We start from the raw sequence: 23975 nt of genomic DNA on the forward strand, positions 1-23975 counted from the left end.
CTCGGCTTGTGCGCCCGGTCACGACACAAACGGGCAGGCACAACAAAGACGGGGGTACCGCGATGGGGCGGTTCACGGGCATCCGGCGGTCCAAGCCGGCGGCGGTGCTGGCGGTGACGCTGCTGGGGGCGGCGGTCCTGCCGATGCACGGCGCATCGGCGGACCTGCAGTCCGATCTCGCCGATCAGGTGCAGCAGTTCCTGGACGTGGGGCGCACCTCGGTCCCGCGGGCGGAGTGCGGGGCGGACTCGCTGCCGGAAAGAGGCCTGCAGGGCGATGTTCCGGCCGACGACCGCAACAGCGGGCGCAGCACACTGGGCTATCGCTGCAACCTGTCGTTCGTGGGCGGGTATGTCGGGAAGGGCGCGGGCATCACCTCGACGACCTACGACCACTGCTCGTACACCGGATCGCTGTTCCCGGGCAATATTCTCGGACCCGCGCAGGGCGTGCAGGTGCTCGACGTGTCGGATCCGGCGAACCCGGTGGAGACCGGCAGCCTCACCGAACCGGCCATGCTCGCGGGCACCTGGGAGTCGCTGAAGGTCAATGCCGAGCGGAAACTGCTGGTGGGCACCGGTGTTCCGGTCGGCGAGGGCGCGGGATACCTGTCGGTGTACGACATCTCAGACTGCGCGCACCCGCGGCTGCTGAACCCGGGCGCGGGCACGAATCTGCTGATGCCGCTGCCCATCACGACGCACGAGGGCGGCTTCTCCCCCGACGGTCGCACCTATTGGGCTTCGGGCATCGCGCCCGGCTTCGTCAGCGCGGTCGATCTGACCGATCCGGCCAATCCACACGTGATCTGGCAGGGCCTGACCGGCATCGAGGCGCACGGCTTCGGCATCAGCCCCGACGGCAACCGCATGTACCTGTCCGCGCTCGGCGGCTTCACGGTGCTCGACATCAGCGCCGTCCAGCGCCGCGACCCGAATCCGCAGGTCCCCCATCTGGGACGGGTGTTCTGGACCGACGGCTGGGCGACCCAGCACAGCATCCCGGTCACCTACGACGGCAAGCCCTACCTGTTCACCGTGGACGAGGGCGGCGCGGGCGGGGTGAAGCTCATCGACGTCTCCGACGACACCAATCCGTCGGTGGCGGCCAAGCTCAAACTGGAGATCAACCTGCCCGAGAACCAGGATTCGGCGCTGGCCTCGGCCATGGGCGGCTCGGTGTTCTCCTACGACGCCCACTACTGCGCCGCCGACCGGCCCACCAATCCGACCGCGCTGGCCTGCGGATGGGAGGAATCCGGTATCCGCGTGTTCGATGTGCGGGATCCGTTCCACCCCAAGGAGATCGCCTACTTCAATCCGCCCGCGCGCAAGGGCCGCAACCTGGAGTTGTGGAACTCTCCACACGCGCTGGCCTCGCTGATCGGCCCGCCGGTCATGGAGTTCCCGTCGGCGGCGCGCGCCATGCTGGAGGGCAAGTTCGATCCCAACCAGGCGCTCTCGTCACGGACGGGCATGCTGGCCTTCGGCGACCTGTCCACCGACTGGTGCTTCTCGCCGCCGGAGTGGCACGGCAGCCAGCTGTGGGCGACCTGCAATGACAACGGGTTCATGGTGTTGCAGCTCGCCGAGGACGTGTACACGCCGCCCGCCGACCAGCAGTCCGTGGTGGGTTCGTGACGGGAACCCTGCGTGAACGGGTGCGGCGGCCACTGGCGATCGCCGTGCTCGCCCTCACCCTGCTGGCCGCCGGGATGCTGCTGCGCCCCCTGCTGATCCCCGAGCACGAGACACCGGCTGTGCTCAATCAGACCGAGATCGGGTTCAGTCAGGACATGGCCGCGCACCACGGGCAGGCCCTGATCATGGTGCAGCGCCTGGATTCCGGCGTCGATCCGACCGTGCGTCAGCTGGCCCAGCAGATCGCCGATGCCCAGCGCATGGAAATCGGCACCCTGCTCGGCTGGCTGCGCCTGGCGAACGCGTCACCGGACTCCAAGCATCCGATGGCGTGGATGACCTCGGATTCGGCCGGTGCGCACGATCATTCGATGCCGACCATGGCCGCCACCAACGGCACCGCCATGCCCGGGATGGCGACCCAGACAGAACTGGACGCCCTGGCCGTCGCCCGCGGCAAGGACGCCGAAGTCCTGTTCCTGCAACTCATGCTGCGTCATCATCGTGGCGGCGTGGCCATGGCGAAGGCGGCCGATCAGCTGGTCGCGTCGGGCCCGGTGAAGGAGGCCGCGCGCGGCATGATCGCCGCCCAGTCCCAGGAAGCGGGGCTCATGACGATCATGCTCGCGCAACGCAATGCCCAACCCCTGTCGTGAGATTCCCGACCGCCCCTCACGACCGTGCCGTGTGCTGTACTGACCGCATGATCGAATCCGGTGGGTCGACCGAGATCGTCGACGCGGTGGTCGAGCAGTCACTGCTGGGCGGGCCGCGCCGGTACACCCGCACCCAGGTCGCCGAACTGTCCGGCGTCCCCGTCGAGCAGGCCCGGAAATTGTGGGTGGCCCTGGGATTTCCGGCCGCCGCGAGCGACGACGAGGTGGCGTTCACCGACAGCGACGTGGCCGCGGTGCGCGCCTTCGCGGCGCTGAGCGCGGCCTCGCTGACCAATGAGCAGAGTCAGGTCGCCGCCGCTCGCACGATGGGCCAGGCGATGGCGCGCCTGGCCGAATGGCAGGCTGACCTGATCACCCGCGAGGTCACCGGCCGCCTCGCCGCCGAGGGCGGGCACGTCGCGCCCGAGGCGAGCCACGAGGCCACCGCCCGCGCCATCGCCGTCCTCGCCGAGCTGCAGGGTTACGCCTGGCAACGGCACATGGCCGCCGCCCTGAGCCGATCCCACGAATCCGGCAGCGCCACACGGCCATTGCTGGTCGGATTCGCGGACATGGTGGGTTACACCCGCCTGTCGCGGCACCTCGATCCCGATGAACTCACCGAACTGCTGGACGCTTTCGAGACCACCACCACCGAGGTGATCACCGCCCACGGCGGCTGGGTCATCAAGAACGTCGGCGACGAGGTCATGTTCGCCGCCGAGCACCCCCGCGACGGCGCCCGCATCGCCCTGGACATGCACAAGGCGATCGCCCGTGCGGCCCAGACGATCTCGGAGATGCCCCAGATCCGCGTCGGCCTGGCCTACGGCCCGGTCCTCACCCGCTTCGGCGACCTCTACGGCACCGTCGTCAACGTCGCCGCCCGCCTCACCGGCGTCGCCCGCCCCGGCACGGTCCTCGCCGACGACGGCGCCGCCGCGGTCCTCGACGCCGACACCGACCTGACCTTGCGCCATCTGCGCAGCGTGCGGGTGAAGGGCATCTCCCGCCTCCGCTCCCACGTCGTCCGCGAGCGCAAACGCCGATAGCCCTGCGCACCGCGCCCACCTGGGTCGGTGACGGCGGGTGCGAAATCTCACGAGATCGGCGGTTCGGGCGGTGGGTATCGTCAGGTGTGATGATCGGCCACGGTGGCCGGGGAAGGGTTGGCCTGCCACGATGACCCAGGCGGAAGCGCTCACCATTCCCGCGCACATCCACGGCTATCCGGAGATCGTGTTCGGCGGGTATCTCGCGGGCCTGCTGGCCGCCGAGGCCGGCGGGGACACCGTGCGCGTCGATTTCCGCCGTGCGGTCATGGTCGGCACCCCGATCCGGTTGTCGAGCCCCGCGGGCGGCCGGGCCGCGTTCACCGACACCGACGACACCCTGCTGGTCGAGGCCACACCGAGCGTGCTGACCCTGGACCCGCGGCCCACTCCGTCGTGGACCGCCGCGAAATCCGCTGTCGAACTGGCCTTGTCGGGCGACCGGACCGTCACCGACTGCTACGGCTGCGGGCTGGGCTGTGCGTCCGGTCGCGGGCTGCGGCTGTTCCCGTCGGAGCTGCCCGGTACGCGGATGATGGCCGCGGCCTGGACTCCCGACGCGGGCCTCGCCGACGAGACCGGGGAACTGCCACCGGAAATCGTCTGGTCGGCGCTCGACTGCCCGGGCGGCCGCGCGGCCTTCGTCTTCTCCGAGATGGGCAGCGGCGCGTTCACTGCCGCCCTCACCGCGACCCAGCTGCGACCGATGTACGCCGGAGCCGACTACATCTCCCACGCCTGGGTGGTCGCCCGCGACGGCCGCAAACACACGGTGGGCGTGGCACTCTCGACCGCCGACGGCGAGCTGTGCGCATTGTCCGAAGCGCTCTGGATCGAGCCCCGGCAGGGCTGATCCGGCACGACACCCCCGCAACGGTCGAATTGGTCGAAGCGGACGAATTCCATTGGCCAAGAACCTGACTCGCGACAACCGGCAGGCGCGGCCACGGGTCTCGTGTCAGACTGGCCGCGTGGCAGGATCCGCATCACCGACGGCCCAAACCGACGCGATGGCCGAGGTCATCGACTGGACAGCAGTCGGTCCCGCGTTCCACCACTTCTGGACCAGCACCTACGCCCGCGAAGTGGCGAATACGAACCGCCTCACCGGCCGGTTCCGCAACTATGGTCAGTTCACCCGTTTCGTGGCCATGGTGGCCAGTGCCGTGGTCACCGGTCTGGCCGGGTTCGAGGGCTCGCTGATCCGCACCGCGACCGCGGTGGCCGGCGGCATCACGGTGGTCGCCACCGGCAGTACGGCGATCTTCCGCACCGATCAGCGTCTGGCCGCCAACCGCCGCACCCAGCAGGCGCTGTTGTCGGAGGGCTGGAAGTTCGTGTCGGGCGCGGACGGTTACGAAGGTGGCCCCACGCCGGCGAACACCACCAAGTTCATCACCACGGTCGAACTGCTCCTGTCGACCTACATCGACACCTACGTCCGCACCATCGACGAACCAACCCCCGCCGGCTGATCAGCACACCCTGGATTTTCCGAAACACCATCCAGGACGGGCTATTCGACGATCCCGCCACCTGATCGCCGAGTGGCACATCCCGGGGTTGCCCTCGGGGATGTGCCACCGGCTGCGGGTCAGAGGTTGGCGATGGTGTGCTCGAGCCGCTCGGCGACCAGTTGGCGAGCCTTCTCACGCAGCACGGGCCGATAGCCGGTGGGGTACACCGGATCCGCGGGGGCGTACCCCTTGAGGACCTCCTTGGCCAAGGTGATCTTGTGGACCTCGGTCGGCCCGTCCGCGATGGCCATGATCTGCGCATAGGTCATCATGTCGGTGAACGGCAGGTCGGTGCTGACGCCGATGGCGCCGTGCAGGTGCATCGCGCGCTGGGCGATGTCGTGCATGACCTTCGGCATGGCGACCTTGATGGCGGCGATGTCGTGGCGCACCTTGCGGTAGTCCTGCTCCTGGTCGATGCGCCACGCGGTGCGCAGCACCAGCAGCCGGAACTGCTCCATCTCGATCCAGGATTCGGCGATCTTCTCCTGCGTCATCTGCTTGCCGCCGAGGGTGCCCCTGCCCATCGGGCGGGACACGGCGCGCTCGCACATCATGTCGAAGGCCTTGCGCACCAACGCGACCGTGCGCATGGCGTGGTGGACCCGCCCGCCGCCCAGACGCGTCTGGGCCACGATGAAGCCCAGCCCCTCGGCCCCGAGCAACGAATCCGCGGGAATGCGGACATCGGTGAACCGCAGGTGGCCTTCATGTTCGCTGAAGCCGGGGACGGTGAAGTTCTTCACGATCTCCAGGCCCGGGGTATCGGCGGGGACGATGAACATCGACAACCGCTGGTGCGGGGGCGCGTCCGGATCGGTGACCGCCATGACGATATGGAAGGTGGCGAATTCGGCGGCGGAGTTGAACCACTTCTCGCCGTTGATGACCCACTCGTCGCCGTCGCGGACCGCGCGGGTCACGAAGGCCGTCGGGTCCGAGCCGCCGGTCGGCTCGGTCATGACGTAGCAGGACCCGATCTCGCCGTCGAGCAGCGGCTGCAGGTACTTCGCCTTCTGCTCGGGCGTCCCGAAATGCGCCAGGATCTCGGCATTGCCGGAATCCGGGGCCTGACAGCCGAACACCAGCGGCGCCCACTGCGAGGTGCCGAGCACCTCGTTGAGCAGGGCCAGCTTCAACTGCCCGTAACCGGGGCCACCTAGTTCCGGACCCAGGTGGCAGGCCCACAGCTGCTGTTCTTTCACCTTCTCCTGCAGCGGCTTCATGAGCGCGCGAATCTCGGGGTTGGTGCGGTCATACGGGTTGGGGTAGATCAGGTCGAGGGGTTCCACCTCGGTGCGGACGAACTCCGCGACCCAGTCCAACTTCTTCTGATACTCCGGGTCGGTGCCGAAATCCCAAGCCATGGTCAGCCTTTCGTGCTCGTACGCGGTTGGATGAGTCCGTCCAGGACGGTGGTGCAGAGAATGCCGGCGATCTCGTCGGGCGTGTGCTGCCCGTCGGGCCGATACCAGAAGGTCACCGAATTGAGCATGCCGAGCACGCCGTTCGTGACCACGTGGTCGGCGGTGCGCAGCACGCCCGCGGCGGTGCCCGCGTCGATGACCTGCTGCCACAGGGTTTGAATGCGGTCACGCAGTTCTTGCAGTTCGCGCGCCCGCTCACCGCCGAGGGCGGCCACGTCGCGCAGCTGGATCGCGACGGCGCGACGGTTCTCGATGATCATGACCACATGCGAGTGGATCAGCTTGCGCAGCTTGGTGACCGGATAGTCGGCGCCGTGCGCGATCCGCTCGGCCTCGGCCAGCATGAGCCGCGTGTAGTCGCCGAGGATCTGCCACAGCAGCTCCTCCTTGGACCCGATGTGGTAGTACAGCGCCCCGCGCTGCACCCCGGCCCGGTCCCCGATCTCGGCGACGCCGGTGCCATGGAAACCCTTCTCCGCGAACAGCTCCAGCGCCGCGCGCACGATCCGCTCCCGGGTCTCCCCCGGCCCGGTCTCCGAGGCGGGCGGGCGGCCGCGGCGGCGGGCCGGGACGGCGGCGGTCACCGGAATCCACCGTCCAGGGCCAGTGTCGCGCCGGTGCAGTAGGCGGAGGCGTCGGAGGCGAAGAACAGCGCGGCCCCGACGATGTCGGCGGGCGCGCCGAGCCGGCCGAGCGCGGTGTGCCGGGCCAGTTCGGTCCGCATCTCCGCGGGCCACGCCTTGGCGATATCGGTGTCGAACGGCCCGCAGCGAATGGTGTTGACCCGCACCGAGGGCCCGTAGGTGTGGGCGAACCCGCCGGTCAGCGCCTCGAGCCCGGACTTGGCAGCCGCGTAGGGCACCGCGAGCGGTTCGGGATGGGCGGCCTCGATCGAAGATATATTTACGATCGATCCCCCACCGCCGGCGGCCATGCGCGCGCCGATGAGCGCCGAGAGCCGGAACGGCCCCTTGAGATTGGTGGCGATCACCTTGTCGAACATAGCCTCGGAAACCTGGTCCAAGCTGGGATAGAGCAGCGACATGCCCGCGTTGTTGACCAGTACGTCGACGCGCCCGAACTCCGCGTAGGCAGCGTCGGCGAGCGTGTCGCACTGTGCCCAATCACCCACATTGCAGGCCACGGCCAGTGCTCGCTGTCCTGTGGCGTCGCGCACTTCCCGCGCCAGTTCCGCACACGCGTCGAGCTTGCGACTGGCGATCACGACGTCGGATCCGGCGGCCGCGAACGCGCGCACCATCTCCCGTCCGAGTCCGCGACTGCCGCCCGTCACCACAGAGACCTTGCCCGACAAGGGTTTTCCCATGAACCGCACCTTCACGCCGTGCCCCCGAAAAATGTTCCACCCAGTACATTAAATGTACCGATCGATACAATCAACCCCTATCGGCCGAGGCCCGAACGGCGAGGCCCGGGAATACCGCCGAGTAACCGCGAGTAATATGACGGGCGTACTTTTTCCACCCGGCTTCTCGAAATGAGGCAATAGATGACAGAGCGGATTCAGGTCGGCGGGCTGCAGGTTGCCAAGGTGCTCCACGATTTCGTGGAGAACGAGGCCCTCCCCGGCACCGGTGTTGATTCCGCCGCGTTCTGGTCGGGTGCCGAGGCCGTCATCAATGACCTCGCCCCCCGCAACCGCGCACTGCTGGCGGAACGCGACGACATCCAAGCCAAGATCGACGAGTGGCACCGCGCGAACCCGGGCGCAGGCTACGACAAGGCTGCCTACAAGCAGTTCCTCACCGAGATCGGCTATCTCCGTCCCGAACCGGCCGACTTCCAGATCGGTACCGAGAACGTGGACGCCGAAATCGCCACCCAGGCCGGACCGCAGCTGGTCGTGCCGGTGATGAACGCCCGCTTCGCCATCAACGCCGCGAACGCGCGCTGGGGCTCGCTCTACGACGCCCTGTACGGCACCGATGCCATCTCCGAGGCCAATGGCGCAGAGAAGGGCTCGGGCTACAACAAGGTCCGCGGTGACAAGGTCATCGAGTGGGCCCGCAACTTCCTCGACGACGCGGTGCCGCTGATCACCGGCTCGCACGTCGGCTCCACCAAGTACTCCATCGAGGACGGCGAGCTCGTGGTCGGCCTCGAGGACGGCACCGAGATCGGCCTGGCCGACAACGACACCCTCGTCGGCTACCTGGGCGACCCGGCCAACCCGACCTCGATCCTGTTGAAGCACAACGGGCTGCACATCGAGATCCAGATCGACCCGTCCTCCCCCATCGGTTCCACCGACACCGCCGGTGTCAAGGACCTGGTGCTGGAGTCCGCGGTCACCACGATCATGGACTTCGAGGACTCGGTCGCGGCCGTGGACGCCGAGGACAAGGTCCTCTGCTACCACAACTGGCTGGGCCTGATGAAGGGCGATCTGGCCGAGGCGGTGTCGAAGGGCGGCAAGACCTTCACCCGCACCATGAACCCGGACCGCGTCTACACCGCGATCGACGGCGGCGAGCTCGTGCTGCACGGCCGTTCGCTGCTGTTCGTGCGCAACGTGGGTCACCTGATGACCTCCGACGCGATCATCGACGCCGCGGGCAACGAGATCCCCGAGGGCATCATGGACGGTCTGATCACCGTCCTGATCGCCAAGCACGCGCTGAACGCCGCCGGCGACGCGACCGCGCTGCGCAACACCCGCACCGGCTCGATCTACATCGTGAAGCCGAAGATGCACGGCCCGGACGAGGTGGCCTTCACCAACGAGCTGTTCGGCCGCATCGAAGAGGTCGTGGGCCTGCCGGCCAACACCCTCAAGGTCGGCATCATGGACGAGGAGCGCCGCACCACGGTGAACCTGAAGGCGTCCATCCACGCCGCCAAGGACCGCGTGGTGTTCATCAACACCGGCTTCCTGGACCGCACCGGCGACGAGATCCACACCTCCATGGAGGCCGGGCCGATGGTCCGCAAGGCCGAGATGAAGGGCCAGCAGTGGATCAAGTCCTACGAGGACTGGAACGTCGACACCGGTCTGGCCACCGGCCTGCCCGGCAAGGCGCAGATCGGTAAGGGCATGTGGGCCATGCCCGATCTGATGGCCGAGATGCTGGTCCAGAAGATCGGCCACCCGAAGTCCGGCGCCAACACCGCCTGGGTGCCCTCGCCCACCGCCGCCACCCTGCACGCCACCCACTACCACCTGGTGGACGTGTTCAAGCGGCAGGCCGAGATCGCCAAGGGCGGCCCCCGCGCCACCGTCGACGAGATCCTCGAGATCCCGCTCGCTCCGAACACCGACTGGTCGCCCGAGGAGATCCAGCAGGAGCTGGACAACAACTCGCAGGGCATCCTCGGCTACGTGGTGCGCTGGATCGACCAGGGCGTCGGCTGCTCGAAGGTGCCCGACATCAAGGACATCGGCCTCATGGAGGACCGCGCCACCCTGCGCATCTCCAGCCAGCTGATGGCCAACTGGCTGCGCCACGGCATCGTCACCGAGGCCGACGTGATCGCCTCGCTCGAGCGCATGGCCCCCGTCGTCGACCGCCAGAACGCCGGCGACTCGTCGTACTTCGCCATGGCTCCGGACTTCAACGCCTCCATCGCCTTCCAGGCGGCGAAGGAACTGGTCCTCGAGGGCACCACCCAGCCCAACGGCTACACCGAGCCGATCCTGCACCGCCGCCGCCGCGAGGCCAAGGCCGCCGCCAAGTGCGTGTAGGCTCCGACTTCGTTTGAGCTGCAACGGAATCCCCGGTCGATCACCATCGGCCGGGGATTCCCCCGTTTCGGAGCGGGTCGGATACGCTGCGCAGCGTCAATCACCCCGAGCATGAGGATTTATCGATGGGTTCAGCCGTTCTCGAGATCGTCAATGTCATCCTGACCCACGTCAACGCGACCGTGTCGTGGTTCACCTCGGGCTCGGCGGGCCCGATCCCGCTGTAAGACCGCGCGGACGATAGCGCGAACCCCTCCACCGTATGAACGGTGGAGGGGTTCGGGCGTTTTCGGGTCAGAGACTGGCGGAGGCGGTGGCGAATTCGCCGGCGCGAGCCAGGGCGACGTCCTCCTCGACCTCGTGCGGGGTCAGGCGGCGGCCGGTGCGGCCGAGGCCGAAGCCGGCCAGCAGCGCCGCCACCGCGAAGAAGGCCGCGCCGGTCAGGAAGGCGATGCGGTAGGCGCCTTCGGCCGGGAGTGCGATCACCGCGCCGTTGGGCAGGGCGTGGCCGAGGGTGTCACTGGTGAGGATGGTGACGACCAGGGCACTGCCGATCGCGCCGCCGACGGTGCGCATGATCGAGTTGATCGAGTTGGCGATGCCGGTCTCGTGCGGCGCCACATTGGCGACCAGGAGTGCGGGCATGGCGGCGTAGGCGATCGCGATGGCGGCGTTCGCGACGATCAGTGCGACAACGACTTCCGCGCTGGTCGTGTGCAGCACCGCCAGGGCGGTCAGCGCGCACAGGCCGATGACGCTGGCCAGCAGCAGGACGTAGCGGGCGCCGATCCGCCCGACCAGGCGGCCGGCGATCGGGCCCATCACCACCGAGACCACCGCGCCCGGCAGCATGAAGGCCACGCTGGTGCGCAGCACGGAGGCGTCGAAACCGAAGCCCGCCAGCGCCCGCGGCGTCGCGACGAAATAGGTCGCCCCGAGGAACACGCTGAACATCGCGAAACCGACGCAGAAGCTGGCCATATTGGTGACCGCGACCGGACGGTGCGCCAGCAGCGAGGTCGCCACCAGCGGCGAACGCAGCTTGGACTGCAGCACCAGGAACCCGGCCAGCACCACCACCGACGCGATGAACAGTCCGATCACGCGGGCACTGCCCCAACCCCATTCGTGGCCTTGGGAAATCGGCAGCAGCAGGCAGACCAGACCGACGCCGAGAACCGCGGCGCCCACGTAATCGACGCGGCCGCCCTGCCCCGCCCGCCGCGGCAGGATGAAGAACGCCAGCGCCAGCACCACCACCGTCAGCACCACGCACAGCCAGAAGATGCGGCGGTAATCCGCGCCGCCCTGCGTCAGCAGACCCGTGGCCACCAGCGCGACACCGCTGCCCACGCCCAGCGTCGACGCGGTGACGGCCAGTGCCCCGGTCAGGCGCTCGGCGGGAAGTTCATGGCGCAACACGCTGATCGCCAGCGGGAACAGGCCGAAACTGGCGCCCTGCAAGGCCCTTCCGACGATGAGCAGATCGATGCTGTGCGCCGAGGCCGCGATCAGGCTGCCGGCCAGCGTCACCACCAGCGTCGCCAGGATGACCGGCTTGTGTCCGTAGACATCACCCAATCGCCCGAGCAGTGGTGTCAGCGCCGAGGCGGCCAGCATGGTCGCGGTCGTGACCCATCCGACGGTGGTCGCCGAGACGCCGAGCTGCACACCGATCTGCGGCAGCGCCGGCACGGGCAGGGTCTGGGCCATGGCCAGAAGAAACACGGTGCTGGCCATGGTCAGCACGATCGCGGTCGGCGAGGCGGAACGCCGATGCTCGAGCGGGGAGGTCATTCGTGAAACCCTACGACGGAATCGACACAGTGTCGATTATGATAGACGCCACGTCCATTGCAGGAATGGAACTCGAATAGGGTGAACACATGGCGCAGCAGGGCGGACGCAAGGTGAAGCAGACCCGAGTCACGACCGAGAATCTGCGCCGCCGCGGCGCCGTGTCGAAGGGTGATCAGCGCGAGGCCGAGATCCTCGACGCGACCCGCCGGCTGCTGACCAAGAAGCCGATGGCCAACCTGACCGTCGACGACATCACCACCGCGACAGGCCTTTCGCGCACCAGCTTCTACTTCTATTTCCCGTCCAAACACGCGGTTCTCGCGCGCCTGATGGAGGACGTGAGCGACGGGTACGCCAAGACCCACGTCTGGCTGCCGTCCACCGGCCCGCAGCGCGACCTGCTGCGCACCCAACTCGCGGGGACGGCCGCGATCTGGCACGACAACAGCACGATCCTGGTCTGCTCGCTGGAGGGTTACGACAACAACTACCCGCCGCTGACCGAATTCATCGCCACCATCCAGAACCGATTCACCAGCGCGCTGGCCGCCAAGATCGAGCGCGACCGCGCGGCCGGCCTGGCGCCCGAGGGCATCGACTCGGCAACGCTGGCAGCTCTCGTCACCCTGATGCGCGACGGCCGGCTGTCGCAGTTGTCCGCAGCGCCCCCGGACGAGGTGAATCGCGGCCTCGACGATCTCACCGAAGCGGTCCTGCGCCTGATCTACGGCCGACTGGACTGACTCGGCTGATCGATGCGCCGATCCGGCGTTTCCGATTCAGCTGACCACGATGACCGATTTGCCGCGTGAGTGGCCGGCGGCCAGGTGGGTGATCGCGGCGGGCGCTTCGGACAGGGCGTAGGTGCGGTCGATGTGCGGGACGACCGCGCCCGCGGTCGCGAGCTCGGTGAGCGTGACCAAGGCTTCGGGCTTGGGCAGAGCCAGCAGGGCGCACAGGCGCTGACGCGTGAAGGGCGAGAGCAGCTCGGCGCGCACCGAACGGCCCAGGCCGCCGAAGAAGCGGCCGCCGCCCTCACCGCCGCCGAGGACCAGGGTGCCGGTCTCGGCGAGCAGGTCGCGCAGCACCGCCAGCGGGCGGTTGCCGGCCATATCGAGGATGAGGTCGTAACGGCCGCTGAGCTTTTCGGTCCGGTAGTCGATGACGCGATCCGCGCCGAGCCCGGTGACGAAGGCGGCGGAGGCGCCCGAGCACACGCCGGTCACCTCGGCGCCGTAGTGCTTGGCCAGCTGGACCGCCAGATGACCGACACCTCCGGAAGCGCCGATGATCAGCACGCGCTGACCCGCTTCGATACGGCCCGCGTCGCGCAAACCGGTGAGCGCGGTCGTACCCGAGATCGGTAGCGCCGCAGCCTGTTCGAAGCTCAGGTCGGCGGGCTTGGGTTGCAGCTTGACCGCGGGGGCGGCGGCGAATTCGGCGAACGAACCGGGGACCGTCCCGAACACCTCGTCGCCGGGCTCGAACGCGGTGACCTGAGGACCGACCGCTTCGACAATGCCCGCGACGTCCCAGCCGCGTACCCGCTCCCGGGGTTTACCGAGACCCAGCGCGAGCCGGGCGACCAGCGGTTCGCCGGTCATCATGTGCCAGACACCGGGGTCCACACCCGCGGCCCGGACCCGGACGAGAACCCCGTCCGGACCCGCCTGCGGGGTGGGAATATCGCTGTAGGACAACACATCAACGGTGCCGTAGACGTCCTGGGCAATAGCTTTCACGACTCATCCTCTTCCGGATATTCGAAGATCTCGTCCAGCGGTGCGCGGAAGACCCGGGCGATCTGGAACGCCGTCTCCAGCGATGGCGAGTACTTGCCTTGTTCAATGGCGTTGACGGTCTGGCGGGTGACGCCGAGCCGGTCGGCCAGCTCGGCCTGGGTCATCTCGCCGTGGGAGAACCGCAGGGCGCGAATGTTGTTGGTGACCTTCGTGGGTTTCACCATGGCCGCATCCCCCGCCGATAGGCCTCCAGCTTGGCGGCCGCGCCGACGACCGCGGACAGCGTGAATCCGAGGTAGATGACATTGGCGATCCAGAAGGTGTCACCGTCGACCAGGGCCAGCACCAGCGCCGCGATGGCGCCGAGAACGACGAATGCTTGGCCGACATGCGTTCCACGCAGGTCGATTTCACGGTCGCGCTGATCGCGCCGGTCGCGATCGCGGGACCCGATGGCGACGGCGATGGCAGCCACGATCGAGGCCGCGATGGAACCCCCGATCGCCCACAGCATCGGCGCGACATAGGCGACCTCGACCAGCGCCGTGTGCCGCGCCCGCACCAGCACGACGATCAGGTAGCTCGCGTACGAGACGACGGCCACGACACCCAGGATCCAGGTTCGCTTCTCCTCATAGGGCACGCGATCAGTGTAAAGAAATCACGACACAATGTACAGTTTTCTTTACATCACCGCGAAATACGCTTCGCCGCAATCGATTCCATCGGCTAGTGTCGGAACCATGGCCGACCTCGAAGCACCGGACCGGATCGAATCCATCGGACCGGAATTCTTCGCCGACCCCCACGAGCACTACCGCCGCTGGCGCGAGCACGGGCCGGTGCGGCAGGTTCGCTTCCCGGACGGCATCATCCGCTGGGTCGTCCTCGACTACGCCGCGGGCCGCGCCGCCCTCAACGATCCGCGGCTGCGCAAAGCGGCCGCCGTCAACGACGAACTGCTCAGCGCCAAACGCGGGGTCCCGCCCTCGGACCCGAAGCAGCTGGCCGTGCTCACCCACATGCTCAGCACCGATCCGCCGGGGCACACCCGATTGCGCAAGCTGGTGACCCGAGCCTTCACCCCGCGCCGGATCGCGGCCCTCACCCCGCGCATCGAGGAGATCACCGACAGCCTGCTCGACGCGATGACGGGCCGGGCCGAGGTGGATCTGCTGCACGAGTTCGCCGAACCGCTGCCGATCACGGTGATCTGCGAACTGCTCGGGGTGCCCCTCGCCGATCGCTCCGATTTCCAGGAGTGGACGCGGGCACTGGTCGCGGTGGCCGGGCTCGAGGAGAACCGGGCCAGTGCCGCGGCCGCCATGGCCGACTACCTGACCGGACTGGTGCGGGCCAAACGTGAACGGCCGGAATCGGATCTGCTGTCGGCGCTCGTCGTGCCCGCCGACGACGGCGACACCCTCACCGAATCCGAGCTCGTCGGCATGGCCACGCTGCTGCTGATCGCCGGGCACGACACCACCGTGAACCTGATCGCCAACGGCACCCTCGCCCTGCTCCGCAACCCCGGGCAGCTGCGCGCCCTGCAGGCCGACCACGACGCGATTCCCGACGCCATCGAGGAGTTCCTGCGTTTCGACGGCCCGGTGAACATGAGCACGGTCCGCCACACGGCCGAGCCGGTCACCATCGCCGACACCGACATTCCCGCAGGCGAATTCGTCTTCGTCGCGCTCCCCGCCGCCAATCGCGACCCGGACCGCTACCGGGACCCCGACACGCTCGATCCGACCCGCGACACCGCCGGCCACGTCGCCTTCGGCCACGGCATCCACTTCTGCGTCGGCGCTCCACTGGCCCGCCTGGAAGCCCGAGTCGCGTTCTCGGCCTTGCTTTCCCGATTCCCGGATCTGCGTCTGGCGCGCCCGGCGCAGGAGCTGGAATGGCATCCGAGCACTCTCATGCACGGCCTGAAGGAGCTTCCCGTCCAGCTCTAGGCCGGTAAATCCGGCCCGGAGTCGGGCTTTTCCGCGAGACTCGCCCATCACGAGAGCGACGTGCGTCACAAAACTGGTCGGTCGACCAGAGCTAATGATCGGCGAATACCAAGACAAGCTGAGAAAACGCCTTCAAACGCTCGAGACAGAACAAACCGAGTGGTCACCTTTCGATAAAAGTTCGCCTTCCAAAACCGTTCAATGCGCTAACGTCACTCACGCTGTACTGGTGGGACCGCATTTTCGGACGATGTGGAGGTGTCGCAAGAATGGTCGGGACAGCAACGCCGCTGAGGGGAAGCCAGCGCTTAGCTGCGTGGTTCCATGAGGTCAAACAGTCCCCACCGACATCCATATTAATTGCTATTGGTTTGCTGTCTTTGTGGTCCGCACTACTGACCAGTGGTCCCGTCCTGGCGGCCGTCGCGATCTGGTACCGCAGCAGCCGCAGCCTCGAGTCCAGCGCGACGCTGTTCCTCGCGACGCTGATCCTGATGGCGATGTTCGCCATCTCGGCGCTGTCCCTCGGCGCGGCCTGGCGCCGCACCCGCACCACCCCGATGCCGGCCGACGTGCAGGGTTGATCCCGCCGCGAAGAGAACGAGCTGCCTCATGACCGTACTCGTTGTTCCCTCCGTTCACCGCCCGATCGCGCTGCCGCCCTGCCGGCAGATCACGCTCAGCTTCCAAGCCGAGCAGACCCGATTGCGCGACACCGCCGAGCGGCTCGCCCAGCTGTGCCACCGCCGCTGGCTGGGCCGGTCCGACTTCGATATGTTCCCGCCCTTGCACCGCTGGGGCACGGTCCCCAGTCTGCCGCTGCCCCAAGGCCTCCCGACGCCGCACACCCTGATCAGCGCGGCGGCCCGGGGCGCGCATCTGGCCGCGTCCACCCCGGTCGAATTCCTGGCCGCCGCGATCATGCTGTCCACCGGCTGCCCGGCCGCCGCGACCACCGACCATCTCGCCCGCACGCCCGGACCGAGCCGGACCGCGCAACCACTGAGCCTGTCGATCCTGGCCATGGACGAAGACGACGCCGTACTGGCCGTAGATCTCGCGGCCACGGCCATCGCCGTCTCCGGCGGGCGGATCTCGCAGCGGCACGAAGACTGGATTCCGCTCGACGACGTGCTGCCCGAGCGCACCGGGACCCACGGCTCGGTGGCCGGTTCGGTGCCCGCCGCCTGATATCGCACGACCCCGCGCGCCGTGTCAGAGCCCGAAGACGCGGCGCGCGTTGCCGTCCAGGTACAGCTCGCGGGTCTCGTCGTCCAGCTCCAGCGCGTCCAGACCGTCGAGGGCATGCCGGGGCGCGATCATCGGATAGTTGGTGCCGAACAGCACCTTGCGCCGCCCGCTCGCGGACTTCAGATACGAGACCAGTTCGGGCGGTAGCCTTTTCGTGGTGTAGGCGGAGGTGTCGATCACCACGTTCTCATGTTTGCGGGCCACCGCGATCATCTCCTCGGTCCACGGGTAGCCGACGTGACCACACACGATGGTCAGCTCCGGGAAGTCCAGGGCGATCCGGTCGATGTAGGGAATCGGGCGGCCCGGCTCCGAGGGCCGCAGCGGACCGGTGTGCCCGACCTGCGTGCAGAACGGGATCCCGAGGTCGACGCAGGCGGCGTAGAGCGGATAGAAGCGGGCATCGGTCGGCGGCACCTCCCACAGCCACGGCAGCACCCGCAGCGCCACGAAGCCCTGCTCGCGCACCCGATGCCGCAGTTCCCGCACCGAGGGCATCGGGCGCCGCAGATCCACCGAGGCCACCCCGATCAGCCGGTCCGGCGCCTCGGCGACCCAGTCGGCCACTTCGTCATTGGAGATGAGCACCCCTTCGGGCGCACACCACGCCGAGATCAGCGCCCGGTCGACGCCGCCGGCGTCCATGGCGGCGAGCGTGGCTTTCAGGGGGATCTCCCCCGTCGGTATCGCGCCGCCGGTCCAGCGGCGCAGCGAGTCGAAGATGTCGCGCGCGAGAAATCGCTCGGTCGGATGCTGCGCCCAGGCGTCGATGGTCACATCTCCAGTGTGCGGAACAAACGCGCGCCGCGGATCGTTGTCACTGCACCGGGGGCGAAAATAATCAGCCGACAAGCGCAGGGCCGTTGTGCCACCATGTGTTTCATCGATGATCACCCGACCGACACGGTCGTGACCAGCAGGAAGGAGGAGGCGGCTTTGAATCCGAGTATCGACGAACAGTACCGGGGCTTCGGCCGTCTCCGGGCCCATCGGTAACCGGCCGATTCCTTTTCCTGTTCGATCCCTTTCACGAAACATGGTGACGCCCATGCTGTTCCGTCATGCCGAAGACCCGGAGATAACCACCGACAATTGGATAAACGCCGGGGTGCTGCTGCTCAACGCCTCCTACGAGGCGCTGACCACGATCCGCGCCGAGCGCGCGGTGGTGCTGCTGCTCAGCGGCGCCGCCGAGACCGTCGCCGACCGGCAGCCGCATTTCCCGATCCGCTCGCGGCACCTGGAGCTGGCGCTGCCGGAGACCATCCGGCTCACCCGCTACATCTACCTCGAGCACCGGATCCTCACCCACGACGACGACAGCCGCGCCACCCTGCCCGCGGTCCTGCGCCGCGACCGGTTCCGCTGCGGGTACTGCTCCGGCTGGGCCCGCACCGTGGACCACATCCGCCCGCGGTCGAGGGGCGGGCCCAATACCTGGGCCAACCTCATCGCCGCGTGCGGTCCCTGCAATACGTACAAGGCGGACCGGACTCCCGCGGAGGCCGGCATGCGCCTGCTGTGGGAGCCCAAGGCCCCCAATGACCGAGAGCGGGCCCAGCGCCAGATCTGGAAGGAACTGGCCGCGTCCTGACTCGGCGAACCACCCACACCCATCCCGCGTGATCGGACATGAAAGGAGCGAGATCCGATGACGAACACTGCACTTCGGGAGCAGACCCTGGCTGATCTGCTCCCCATCTCCGACTCGAAGGACTACTGGGCCCGCGCGGCCTGCAAGGGTGACCCGAACCACGAGGCGTGGTTTCCCTACCCCTCGCAGGACTTCGACTACGCCCGCGGCATCTGCGCGGGCTGCCCGATCCGCCGCGAATGCGGCGACTTCGCCGCCCGCACCGGCCAGTCCGGCGTCTGGGGCGGGCACGAGTACGACCGCGGCAAGATGATCCGCGACTGAGCAACTCTCGGTGACTCTCAGGGGCTTCGCCCCCGAACCCCCAGGGGATGTTCGGGGGCGCTGCCACCGGACCTCCACGACGGGCGGCCGCCTCCGATAGGGAGGTGGCCGCCCGTTTTCGTGCCGGTCGGATTGCGCGTTACCAGCTGGAACAGGTGCCAACCTGGGCGTCAACATAGGATGGTCGCTCGTGGGTACTCATCGCGCCGCCGGCGGGTCACGAGGTGTCAGCAAAGGACCGGTTATCGCAATCGTCGCGGTGATCGTGTTAGCGCTGGCCGTGGTCGGCTGGGCTTGGCTGTCGGATCGATCGAAGCAGAACGACAGCCGTGCCGCGTCGTCGTGCGTGGACGGCACCGCGACACTCGCCGTCACCGTGGATCCGGACGTCCTGACGCCGGTGAAGGCCGCCGCGGACCGATTCAATGCGACCAAGCCGCACGTGCGCGACCACTGCGCGCAGGTGAACGTGACAGCGCAACCCTCGGCGGCGATGGTCGCGGCGTTCCGCGCGAACAAGTGGGATCCGGCGCTGGGGCCGCAGCCCGCGCTGTGGATTCCGCAGTCCTCCCGCTCGGTCGAGCAGATGCGGGTGCCGGGACTGATCGCCGGCACCCCGGCGCCGATCGCGGTCAGCCCGGTCGTGCTCGCGCTACCCGAGGAGCTGCGCCACGCGCTCGACACCGCCAAGGTGCACTGGGCGGATCTGCCCAAGCTGCAAGCCGGTTCGCTCGCAGATGCCGGCCTGTCCGGCTGGGGCAAGCTGCGCCTGGCCCTGCCCGCCGGGGACGGTTCGCTCGCGGTGGCGGCCGCGGTCGGGTCGGGGGTGTCGGGCACCGATCCCCTGGACGAGAAGGCGGTCGCCACCGGCCAGGTGATCTCGGCGATCTCCAACCTGGCCGCCTTCGCGCCCGCCGCCAAGGACGCGGAGGGGGCGCTCACCGAGCTGGCCGGTGCGACCGATGCCGCCGCCGCGCTGCACGCCGTGCCCGCCACCGAACAGCAGGTTCGCGCGCACCCCGGCCTGGCCGCGTTCCGGCCAGACGCGGCCGGACCGGTCGCCGACTACCCGGCCGCCCAGCTCACCGGCCCTTGGGTCGACCAGACCCAGAATCTGATCGCGGGCCTGTTCGCCGACTTCCTGCGCGCACCGGACCAGTCGAAACTCTTCACCGACAACGGTTTCGGCGCGGCGGCCCCCGCCGCCAAGGTGCCCGCGAAGGCGGTGCTGGACAAGGTGGATCAGATCCTCGCTCACCCCGTGCTCGGCGTGCAGGCGACCGTCCTGCTCGACGTGTCCTCGTCCATGTCCGCCGCCGAGGGCTACGGCACCCGGCTCGCCAACGCCGCCGCCGCGCTCACCTCCACGATGGGCGTGATGCCGCCGGAGTTCGGGCTTGGCGTGTGGGAGTACTCCAAGAACCTCGACGGGAACAACCCGTACAAGGTGCTCACCCCGACCGCGCCGCTCACCGACACCCAGCGCAATGCCCTCGGGCAGGCGCTGTCCACCGTGGCCGCGAGCCCGTCCAAACCGGACCGCACCTATCCGACGCTGGAAGCGGCCTACAAGAACGTGCTCGCCAATTACGCCGCCGCGCGCACCAATTCGATCCTGCTCATCACCGACGGCCCCGAGGACGACTCCCCCGTCACCGGTGATCAACTGCTCGCCGATATCGCCGCCGCGACCGACCCGGCACACCCGGTGCGCGTGGACGTGATCGTGATCGGCGGCGCCGGCACCCAGACGCTGCAAACCCTGGCCCAGCGCACCGGCGGCACCTACACCAAGGTGGGCACCACCGCGGATCTGCCGTTCGGCACAGCGGTCTCGCAAGCCCTCACCACGCCGTGACGACAGCACGAAGCGAATATAGGTGCCCGAGGGTGGCAACATCACGGCAACACATAGTCGTGATGTTCACCCTCGCCAGCAAACCCGTGGCATATTCGGCAAATGGCACACACTACGGGTCCCGAACCCACATTGAAACAGGGGCTGGCCGCCGGAACGACGATCGGAGCGGGCATTCTGCTGCTCGTCATCGGCGTGCTGTCGATCCTGCAGGGCATCTCCGCGGTGGCCTCGGACGACTTGCTGGTCGTCGGCTACGACTACATCTACAAGCTCAACACCACCGGCTGGGGCTGGATCCACATCGTCCTCGGCATCATCGAGGTCGTCGTGGCGATCGGCCTGCTCCGCGGCACGGCCTGGGGCCGCACCGCCGCCCTGGTGCTGGCGGCGCTGTCCATCGTGGAGAACTTCCTCTGGATTCCCTACTACCCGGCGTGGTCGATCCTCATCATCGCCCTCGACGTCGTGGTGATCTGGGCCATCTCCACCTACAAGCCGGCCACCGCCTGAGCCACCCCTGACACGACGACGAGCGCCCCACCGGTCACGAGAACCGATGGGGCGCTTGCCTGTTCGACTAGCCGGCGCGGATCACTCCGCGTAGGCGTCCAGGGGCGGGCAGGAGCAGACCAGGTTGCGGTCGCCGTAGGCGCCGTCGATGCGGCGGACGGACGGCCACACCTTGGCGCGGGTGTGCTTGACGCCCATGGGGTACACGGCGGTTTCGCGGCTGTAGGGGTGATCCCATTCGCCGACCAGGCATTCGGCGGTGTGCGGAGCGCCGCGCAGCGGGTTGTCCTCCACCGGCCAGACGCCGGCTTCGACCTGGTCGATCTCGCCCTTGATGGCGATCATGGCGGCGATGAAAGCGTCCAGCTCTTCGAGGTTTTCGCTCTCGGTGGGCTCCACCATGAGGGTGCCCGCGACGGGGAAGCTCATGGTCGGGGCGTGGAAGCCGTAGTCGGCCAGGCGCTTGGCGACATCGTCGACGGTGACGCCGGTGCGCTTGGTGATCTCGCGCAGGTCCAGGATGCACTCGTGGGCGACCATGCCGTTGTCGCCGGTGTAGAGCACGGGGAAGTGCGGGTCCAGCTTGCGCGCAATGTAATTGGCCGAGGCGATGGCGGTCAGAGTGGCGCGGCGCAGGCCGTCGGCGCCCATCATGCGGATGTAGGCCCAGGTGATCGGGAGGATCGACGCCGAACCGTACATGGCCGCCGACACCGCGTGCGAGCCCTTCACCAGCGGGTCGCCGGGCAGGTACTGGGCCAGGTGCTCGCGCACCGCGACCGGGCCGACGCCGGGACCGCCGCCGCCGTGCGGGATGCAGAAGGTCTTGTGCAGGTTCAGGTGGCTGACGTCGCCGCCGAACTTGCCCGGACGGGCCAGGCCGACCAGGGCGTTCAGGTTGGCGCCGTCCACGTACACCTGGCCGCCGGCCTCGTGCACCAGCGCGCACAGCTCGGCCACCTCGTGCTCGTACACGCCGTGCGTGGACGGGTAGGTGATCATGATGCAGGCCAGCCGCTCGGCGTGGTCGGCGATCTTGGCGCGCAGGTCGTCGAGATCGATGTCGCCGTTGGGGCTGGTCTTGACGACCTCCACCCGCATGCCGACCATGGCCGCGGAGGCGGCGTTGGTGCCGTGCGCGCTGGCGGGGATCAGGCACGTATCCCGGTGCGAGTCACCGCGATCGAGGTGGTAGCGGCGAATCGCCAGCAGGCCCGCGTACTCGCCCTGGCTACCGGCGTTGGGCTGCAACGAAACCCGGTCGTAGCCGGTGACGGCGCACAGCCAGCCCTCGAGGTCCTCGATCAGCTTGATCAGGCCGGGCGCATCCTCGACCGGCGCGTAGGGGTGCACCCGGTTGAAGCCGGGCCAGGTGATGGCTTCCATCTCGGCGGCCGCGTTCAGCTTCATGGTGCAGGAGCCCAGCGGAATCATGCTGCGGTCCAACGCGATGTCCTTGTCCGAGAGCGCGCGCAGGTAGCGCAGCATGGCGGTCTCGGTGCGGTACTTGGTGAACGCGGGCGCGGTCAGGTACTCGGAGGTGCGGACCTCGATGTGCGGGCGCTGCTTGCCGTGGAACAGCGCGCCCTCGGGGCCGACCGGGACCTCCGCGCCGAAGCAGTCGAGCACGGCCACGACATGGCTGTCGGTGGTGACCTCGTCGCAGGCGATGGCCACATGGTCGGCGTCGACCAGGCGCAGGTTGATGCCCTCGCCCTTCGCCTTGGCCACGATGGCTTCCGCGCCGCCGGGCACGTTCACCAGCACGGTGTCGAAGTAGGTCTGGTGCACGACGGCGTCGCCGAGGCCGGCGGCCAGCCACTGCGCATGTCCGTGCACGCGGCGCGCGATCGACCGCAGACCGTCGGCGCCGTGGTAGGAGGCGTACATGCCGGCCAGGATGGCCAGCAGCACCTGGGCGGTGCAGATGTTCGAGGTCGCCTTCTCGCGGCGGATGTGCTGCTCGCGGGTCTGCAGGGCGAGCCGGTAGGCGAGGTTGCCGTCGGCGTCCACCGAGACGCCGACCAGGCGGCCCGGCAGCTGCCGTGCGTGCGCGCTGTGCACGGCCAGGTAGCCCGCGTGCGGCCCGCCGAAGCCCAGCGGCACGCCGAAGCGCTGCGTGGTTCCGAAACAGGCGTCGGCGCCCTGCTCGCCGGGCGCGGCGATCAGGGTCAGCGCCAGCAGGTCGGCCCCCACCGCGACCAGCGCGCCACGCTCGTGCGCGGCCTCGATGACCGGAGCCCAGTCCACGATCCGGCCGGACGCGCCCGGCTGCTGCACGATCACGCCGAAGAAGTCGCCCTCGGGCAGCGCGCCGTCGGCCAGGTCGGCCTCGACGATCTCGATGCCCAGCGGCTCGGCCCGGGTGTAGAGCAGGGTGCGGGTCTGCGGGAACAGGTCGGTGTCGATGAGCAGCCGCTCCGACTTGGACTTGCGGTTGGCCCGCTGCAGCAGGGTCATGGCCTCGGCCGCGGCGGTGGCTTCGTCGAGCATGGAGGCGTTGGCGACCTCCATGCCGGTCAGGTCGCCGACCATGGTCTGGAAGTTGAGCAGGGCCTCGAGGCGGCCCTGGCTGATCTCGGGCTGGTAGGGCGTGTAAGCGGTATACCAGGCCGGGTTCTCGACGAGGTTGCGCAGCAGCACCGGCGGGGTGAGGGTGTCGTAGTACCCGAGCCCGATCATGGAGGTGGCGACGGTGTTCGAATCGGCAAGTGCCGCAAGCTCGGCCAGCGCGTCGTGTTCGGAGACGGCGTCGGGCAGCGCGTTCAGGCCGTTGCCCTTCGGGGCGTCCAGGATGCTCGCGGGCACGGCCCGGGTGGCGAGCTCGTCCAGCGACTCGACGCCCACGGTCTGGAGGATGCGACCGGTTTCGCCGCTGTCGGGGCCGATGTGGCGGTCGGCGAAGGATCGAGTCCAGATCACGGCTGCTCCAAAGGG

At 68.5% G+C, this 23975-nt stretch carries 23 protein-coding genes; 14 read left to right on the forward strand and 9 right to left on the reverse strand.

Going from position 1 to position 23975, the window contains the following annotated elements; genetic code table 11:
* Positions 1-62 precede the first annotated feature (62 nt).
* The 5 genes from ACYVKL_RS00600 to ACYVKL_RS00620 all read left to right on the forward strand — a co-directional run bounded on the left by ACYVKL_RS00600 (position 63) and on the right by ACYVKL_RS00620 (position 4823).
* Complete coding sequence (locus tag ACYVKL_RS00600; RefSeq protein WP_379170096.1) at positions 63-1640, forward strand: LVIVD repeat-containing protein; 1578 nt, start codon at positions 63-65, stop codon at positions 1638-1640.
* Positions 1641-1714: 74 nt separating this feature from the next.
* Positions 1715-2296: a DUF305 domain-containing protein gene (locus tag ACYVKL_RS00605; protein WP_379170650.1), complete on the forward strand. Its 582-nt coding sequence runs from the start codon at positions 1715-1717 to the stop codon at positions 2294-2296.
* A 47-nt stretch (positions 2297-2343) separates the two neighbouring features.
* The gene (locus tag ACYVKL_RS00610; protein WP_379170098.1) at positions 2344-3348 is read left to right on the forward strand and encodes an adenylate/guanylate cyclase domain-containing protein; all 1005 of its coding nucleotides are present in this window, start codon (positions 2344-2346) and stop codon (positions 3346-3348) included.
* A gap of 130 nt (positions 3349-3478) precedes the next feature.
* Positions 3479-4201, forward strand: a complete 723-nt coding sequence (locus ACYVKL_RS00615; protein ID WP_379170100.1) for a PaaI family thioesterase — start codon at positions 3479-3481, stop codon at positions 4199-4201.
* 118 nt (positions 4202-4319) lie between these two features.
* Positions 4320-4823: a DUF4231 domain-containing protein gene (locus ACYVKL_RS00620; protein WP_379170102.1), complete on the forward strand. Its 504-nt coding sequence runs from the start codon at positions 4320-4322 to the stop codon at positions 4821-4823.
* 119 nt (positions 4824-4942) lie between these two features.
* On the opposite strand, the gene ACYVKL_RS00625 is transcribed toward ACYVKL_RS00620, so the two are convergent.
* The 3 genes from ACYVKL_RS00625 to ACYVKL_RS00635 are packed head-to-tail and all read right to left on the reverse strand — an operon-like array spanning position 4943 to position 7619.
* Positions 4943-6232, reverse strand: a complete 1290-nt coding sequence (locus tag ACYVKL_RS00625) for an acyl-CoA dehydrogenase family protein (protein WP_379170104.1) — start codon at positions 6230-6232, stop codon at positions 4943-4945.
* A gap of 2 nt (positions 6233-6234) precedes the next feature.
* Positions 6235-6876: a TetR/AcrR family transcriptional regulator gene (locus ACYVKL_RS00630; RefSeq protein WP_379170106.1), complete on the reverse strand. Its 642-nt coding sequence runs from the start codon at positions 6874-6876 to the stop codon at positions 6235-6237.
* Positions 6873-7619 carry an SDR family NAD(P)-dependent oxidoreductase gene (locus ACYVKL_RS00635; RefSeq protein WP_379170108.1) on the reverse strand — a complete coding sequence of 249 codons (747 nt, stop codon included), beginning with the start codon at positions 7617-7619 and terminating at the stop codon, positions 6873-6875. The genes ACYVKL_RS00630 and ACYVKL_RS00635 overlap by 4 nt, the downstream gene beginning before the upstream one ends.
* 183 nt (positions 7620-7802) lie before the next feature.
* On the opposite strand from ACYVKL_RS00635, the gene ACYVKL_RS00640 reads away from it, so the two are divergent.
* On the forward strand, positions 7803-9995 hold the full coding sequence (locus ACYVKL_RS00640) for a malate synthase G (protein WP_379170110.1): 2193 nt from the start codon (positions 7803-7805) through the stop codon (positions 9993-9995).
* A 294-nt stretch (positions 9996-10289) separates the two neighbouring features.
* Here ACYVKL_RS00640 and ACYVKL_RS00645 read toward each other — a convergent pair whose 3' ends face one another.
* Positions 10290-11792, reverse strand: coding sequence for an MFS transporter (locus tag ACYVKL_RS00645; protein WP_379170112.1), 1503 nt, complete (start codon positions 11790-11792; stop codon positions 10290-10292).
* Positions 11793-11881: 89 nt separating this feature from the next.
* Here ACYVKL_RS00645 and ACYVKL_RS00650 point away from each other — a divergent pair, with 89 nt between their 5' ends.
* Positions 11882-12538, forward strand: coding sequence for a TetR/AcrR family transcriptional regulator (locus tag ACYVKL_RS00650; protein WP_379170114.1), 657 nt, complete (start codon positions 11882-11884; stop codon positions 12536-12538).
* Between the two features lie 36 nt (positions 12539-12574).
* Here the strand turns inward: ACYVKL_RS00650 and ACYVKL_RS00655 are convergent, their stop codons facing one another.
* Genes ACYVKL_RS00655 through ACYVKL_RS00665 form a run of 3 tightly spaced genes read right to left on the reverse strand, consistent with a single transcriptional unit; the run spans position 12575 to position 14180 of the window.
* Positions 12575-13537: an NAD(P)-dependent alcohol dehydrogenase gene (locus tag ACYVKL_RS00655; protein WP_379170116.1), complete on the reverse strand. Its 963-nt coding sequence runs from the start codon at positions 13535-13537 to the stop codon at positions 12575-12577.
* The gene (locus ACYVKL_RS00660; RefSeq protein ID WP_379170118.1) at positions 13534-13761 is read right to left on the reverse strand and encodes a helix-turn-helix transcriptional regulator; all 228 of its coding nucleotides are present in this window, start codon (positions 13759-13761) and stop codon (positions 13534-13536) included. Before ACYVKL_RS00660 ends, ACYVKL_RS00655 begins: the two co-directional genes overlap by 4 nt.
* Entirely contained in the window at positions 13755-14180 is a 426-nt protein-coding gene (locus ACYVKL_RS00665; protein ID WP_379170120.1) for a hypothetical protein, read from the reverse strand. Before ACYVKL_RS00665 ends, ACYVKL_RS00660 begins: the two co-directional genes overlap by 7 nt.
* A 100-nt stretch (positions 14181-14280) precedes the next feature.
* Here ACYVKL_RS00665 and ACYVKL_RS00670 point away from each other — a divergent pair, with 100 nt between their 5' ends.
* The 3 genes from ACYVKL_RS00670 (at position 14281) to ACYVKL_RS00680 (ending at position 16689) form a co-directional block, all read left to right on the forward strand.
* A complete protein-coding gene (locus ACYVKL_RS00670) occupies positions 14281-15498 on the forward strand; it encodes a cytochrome P450 family protein (protein ID WP_379170121.1) in 1218 nt (405 codons plus the stop codon).
* A gap of 380 nt (positions 15499-15878) precedes the next feature.
* Positions 15879-16082 (forward strand): hypothetical protein, encoded by a 204-nt coding sequence (locus ACYVKL_RS00675; protein WP_379170123.1) that lies wholly within the window; start codon positions 15879-15881, stop codon positions 16080-16082.
* 28 nt (positions 16083-16110) lie between these two features.
* On the forward strand, positions 16111-16689 hold the full coding sequence (locus ACYVKL_RS00680; RefSeq protein WP_379170125.1) for a hypothetical protein: 579 nt from the start codon (positions 16111-16113) through the stop codon (positions 16687-16689).
* 24 nt (positions 16690-16713) lie between these two features.
* Here the strand turns inward: ACYVKL_RS00680 and ACYVKL_RS00685 are convergent, their stop codons facing one another.
* Positions 16714-17526, reverse strand: coding sequence for an amidohydrolase family protein (locus ACYVKL_RS00685; protein ID WP_379170127.1), 813 nt, complete (start codon positions 17524-17526; stop codon positions 16714-16716).
* 271 nt (positions 17527-17797) lie between these two features.
* On the opposite strand from ACYVKL_RS00685, the gene ACYVKL_RS00690 reads away from it, so the two are divergent.
* The 4 genes from ACYVKL_RS00690 (at position 17798) to ACYVKL_RS00705 (ending at position 21038) form a co-directional block, all read left to right on the forward strand.
* A complete protein-coding gene (locus ACYVKL_RS00690) occupies positions 17798-18343 on the forward strand; it encodes an HNH endonuclease (protein ID WP_357200826.1) in 546 nt (181 codons plus the stop codon).
* Positions 18344-18400: 57 nt separating this feature from the next.
* Positions 18401-18667, forward strand: coding sequence for a WhiB family transcriptional regulator (locus tag ACYVKL_RS00695; RefSeq protein WP_213555031.1), 267 nt, complete (start codon positions 18401-18403; stop codon positions 18665-18667).
* Between the two features lie 259 nt (positions 18668-18926).
* The gene (locus tag ACYVKL_RS00700) at positions 18927-20525 is read left to right on the forward strand and encodes a VWA domain-containing protein (RefSeq protein ID WP_379170130.1); all 1599 of its coding nucleotides are present in this window, start codon (positions 18927-18929) and stop codon (positions 20523-20525) included.
* A 102-nt stretch (positions 20526-20627) separates the two neighbouring features.
* Entirely contained in the window at positions 20628-21038 is a 411-nt protein-coding gene (locus tag ACYVKL_RS00705) for a DUF7144 family membrane protein (RefSeq protein WP_357200831.1), read from the forward strand.
* Positions 21039-21119: 81 nt separating this feature from the next.
* Here ACYVKL_RS00705 and gcvP read toward each other — a convergent pair whose 3' ends face one another.
* Entirely contained in the window at positions 21120-23960 is a 2841-nt protein-coding gene (gene gcvP / locus ACYVKL_RS00710; protein ID WP_379170132.1) for an aminomethyl-transferring glycine dehydrogenase, read from the reverse strand.
* Positions 23961-23975: the final 15 nt, after the last annotated feature.

The organism is Nocardia tengchongensis, from assembly GCF_054781395.1.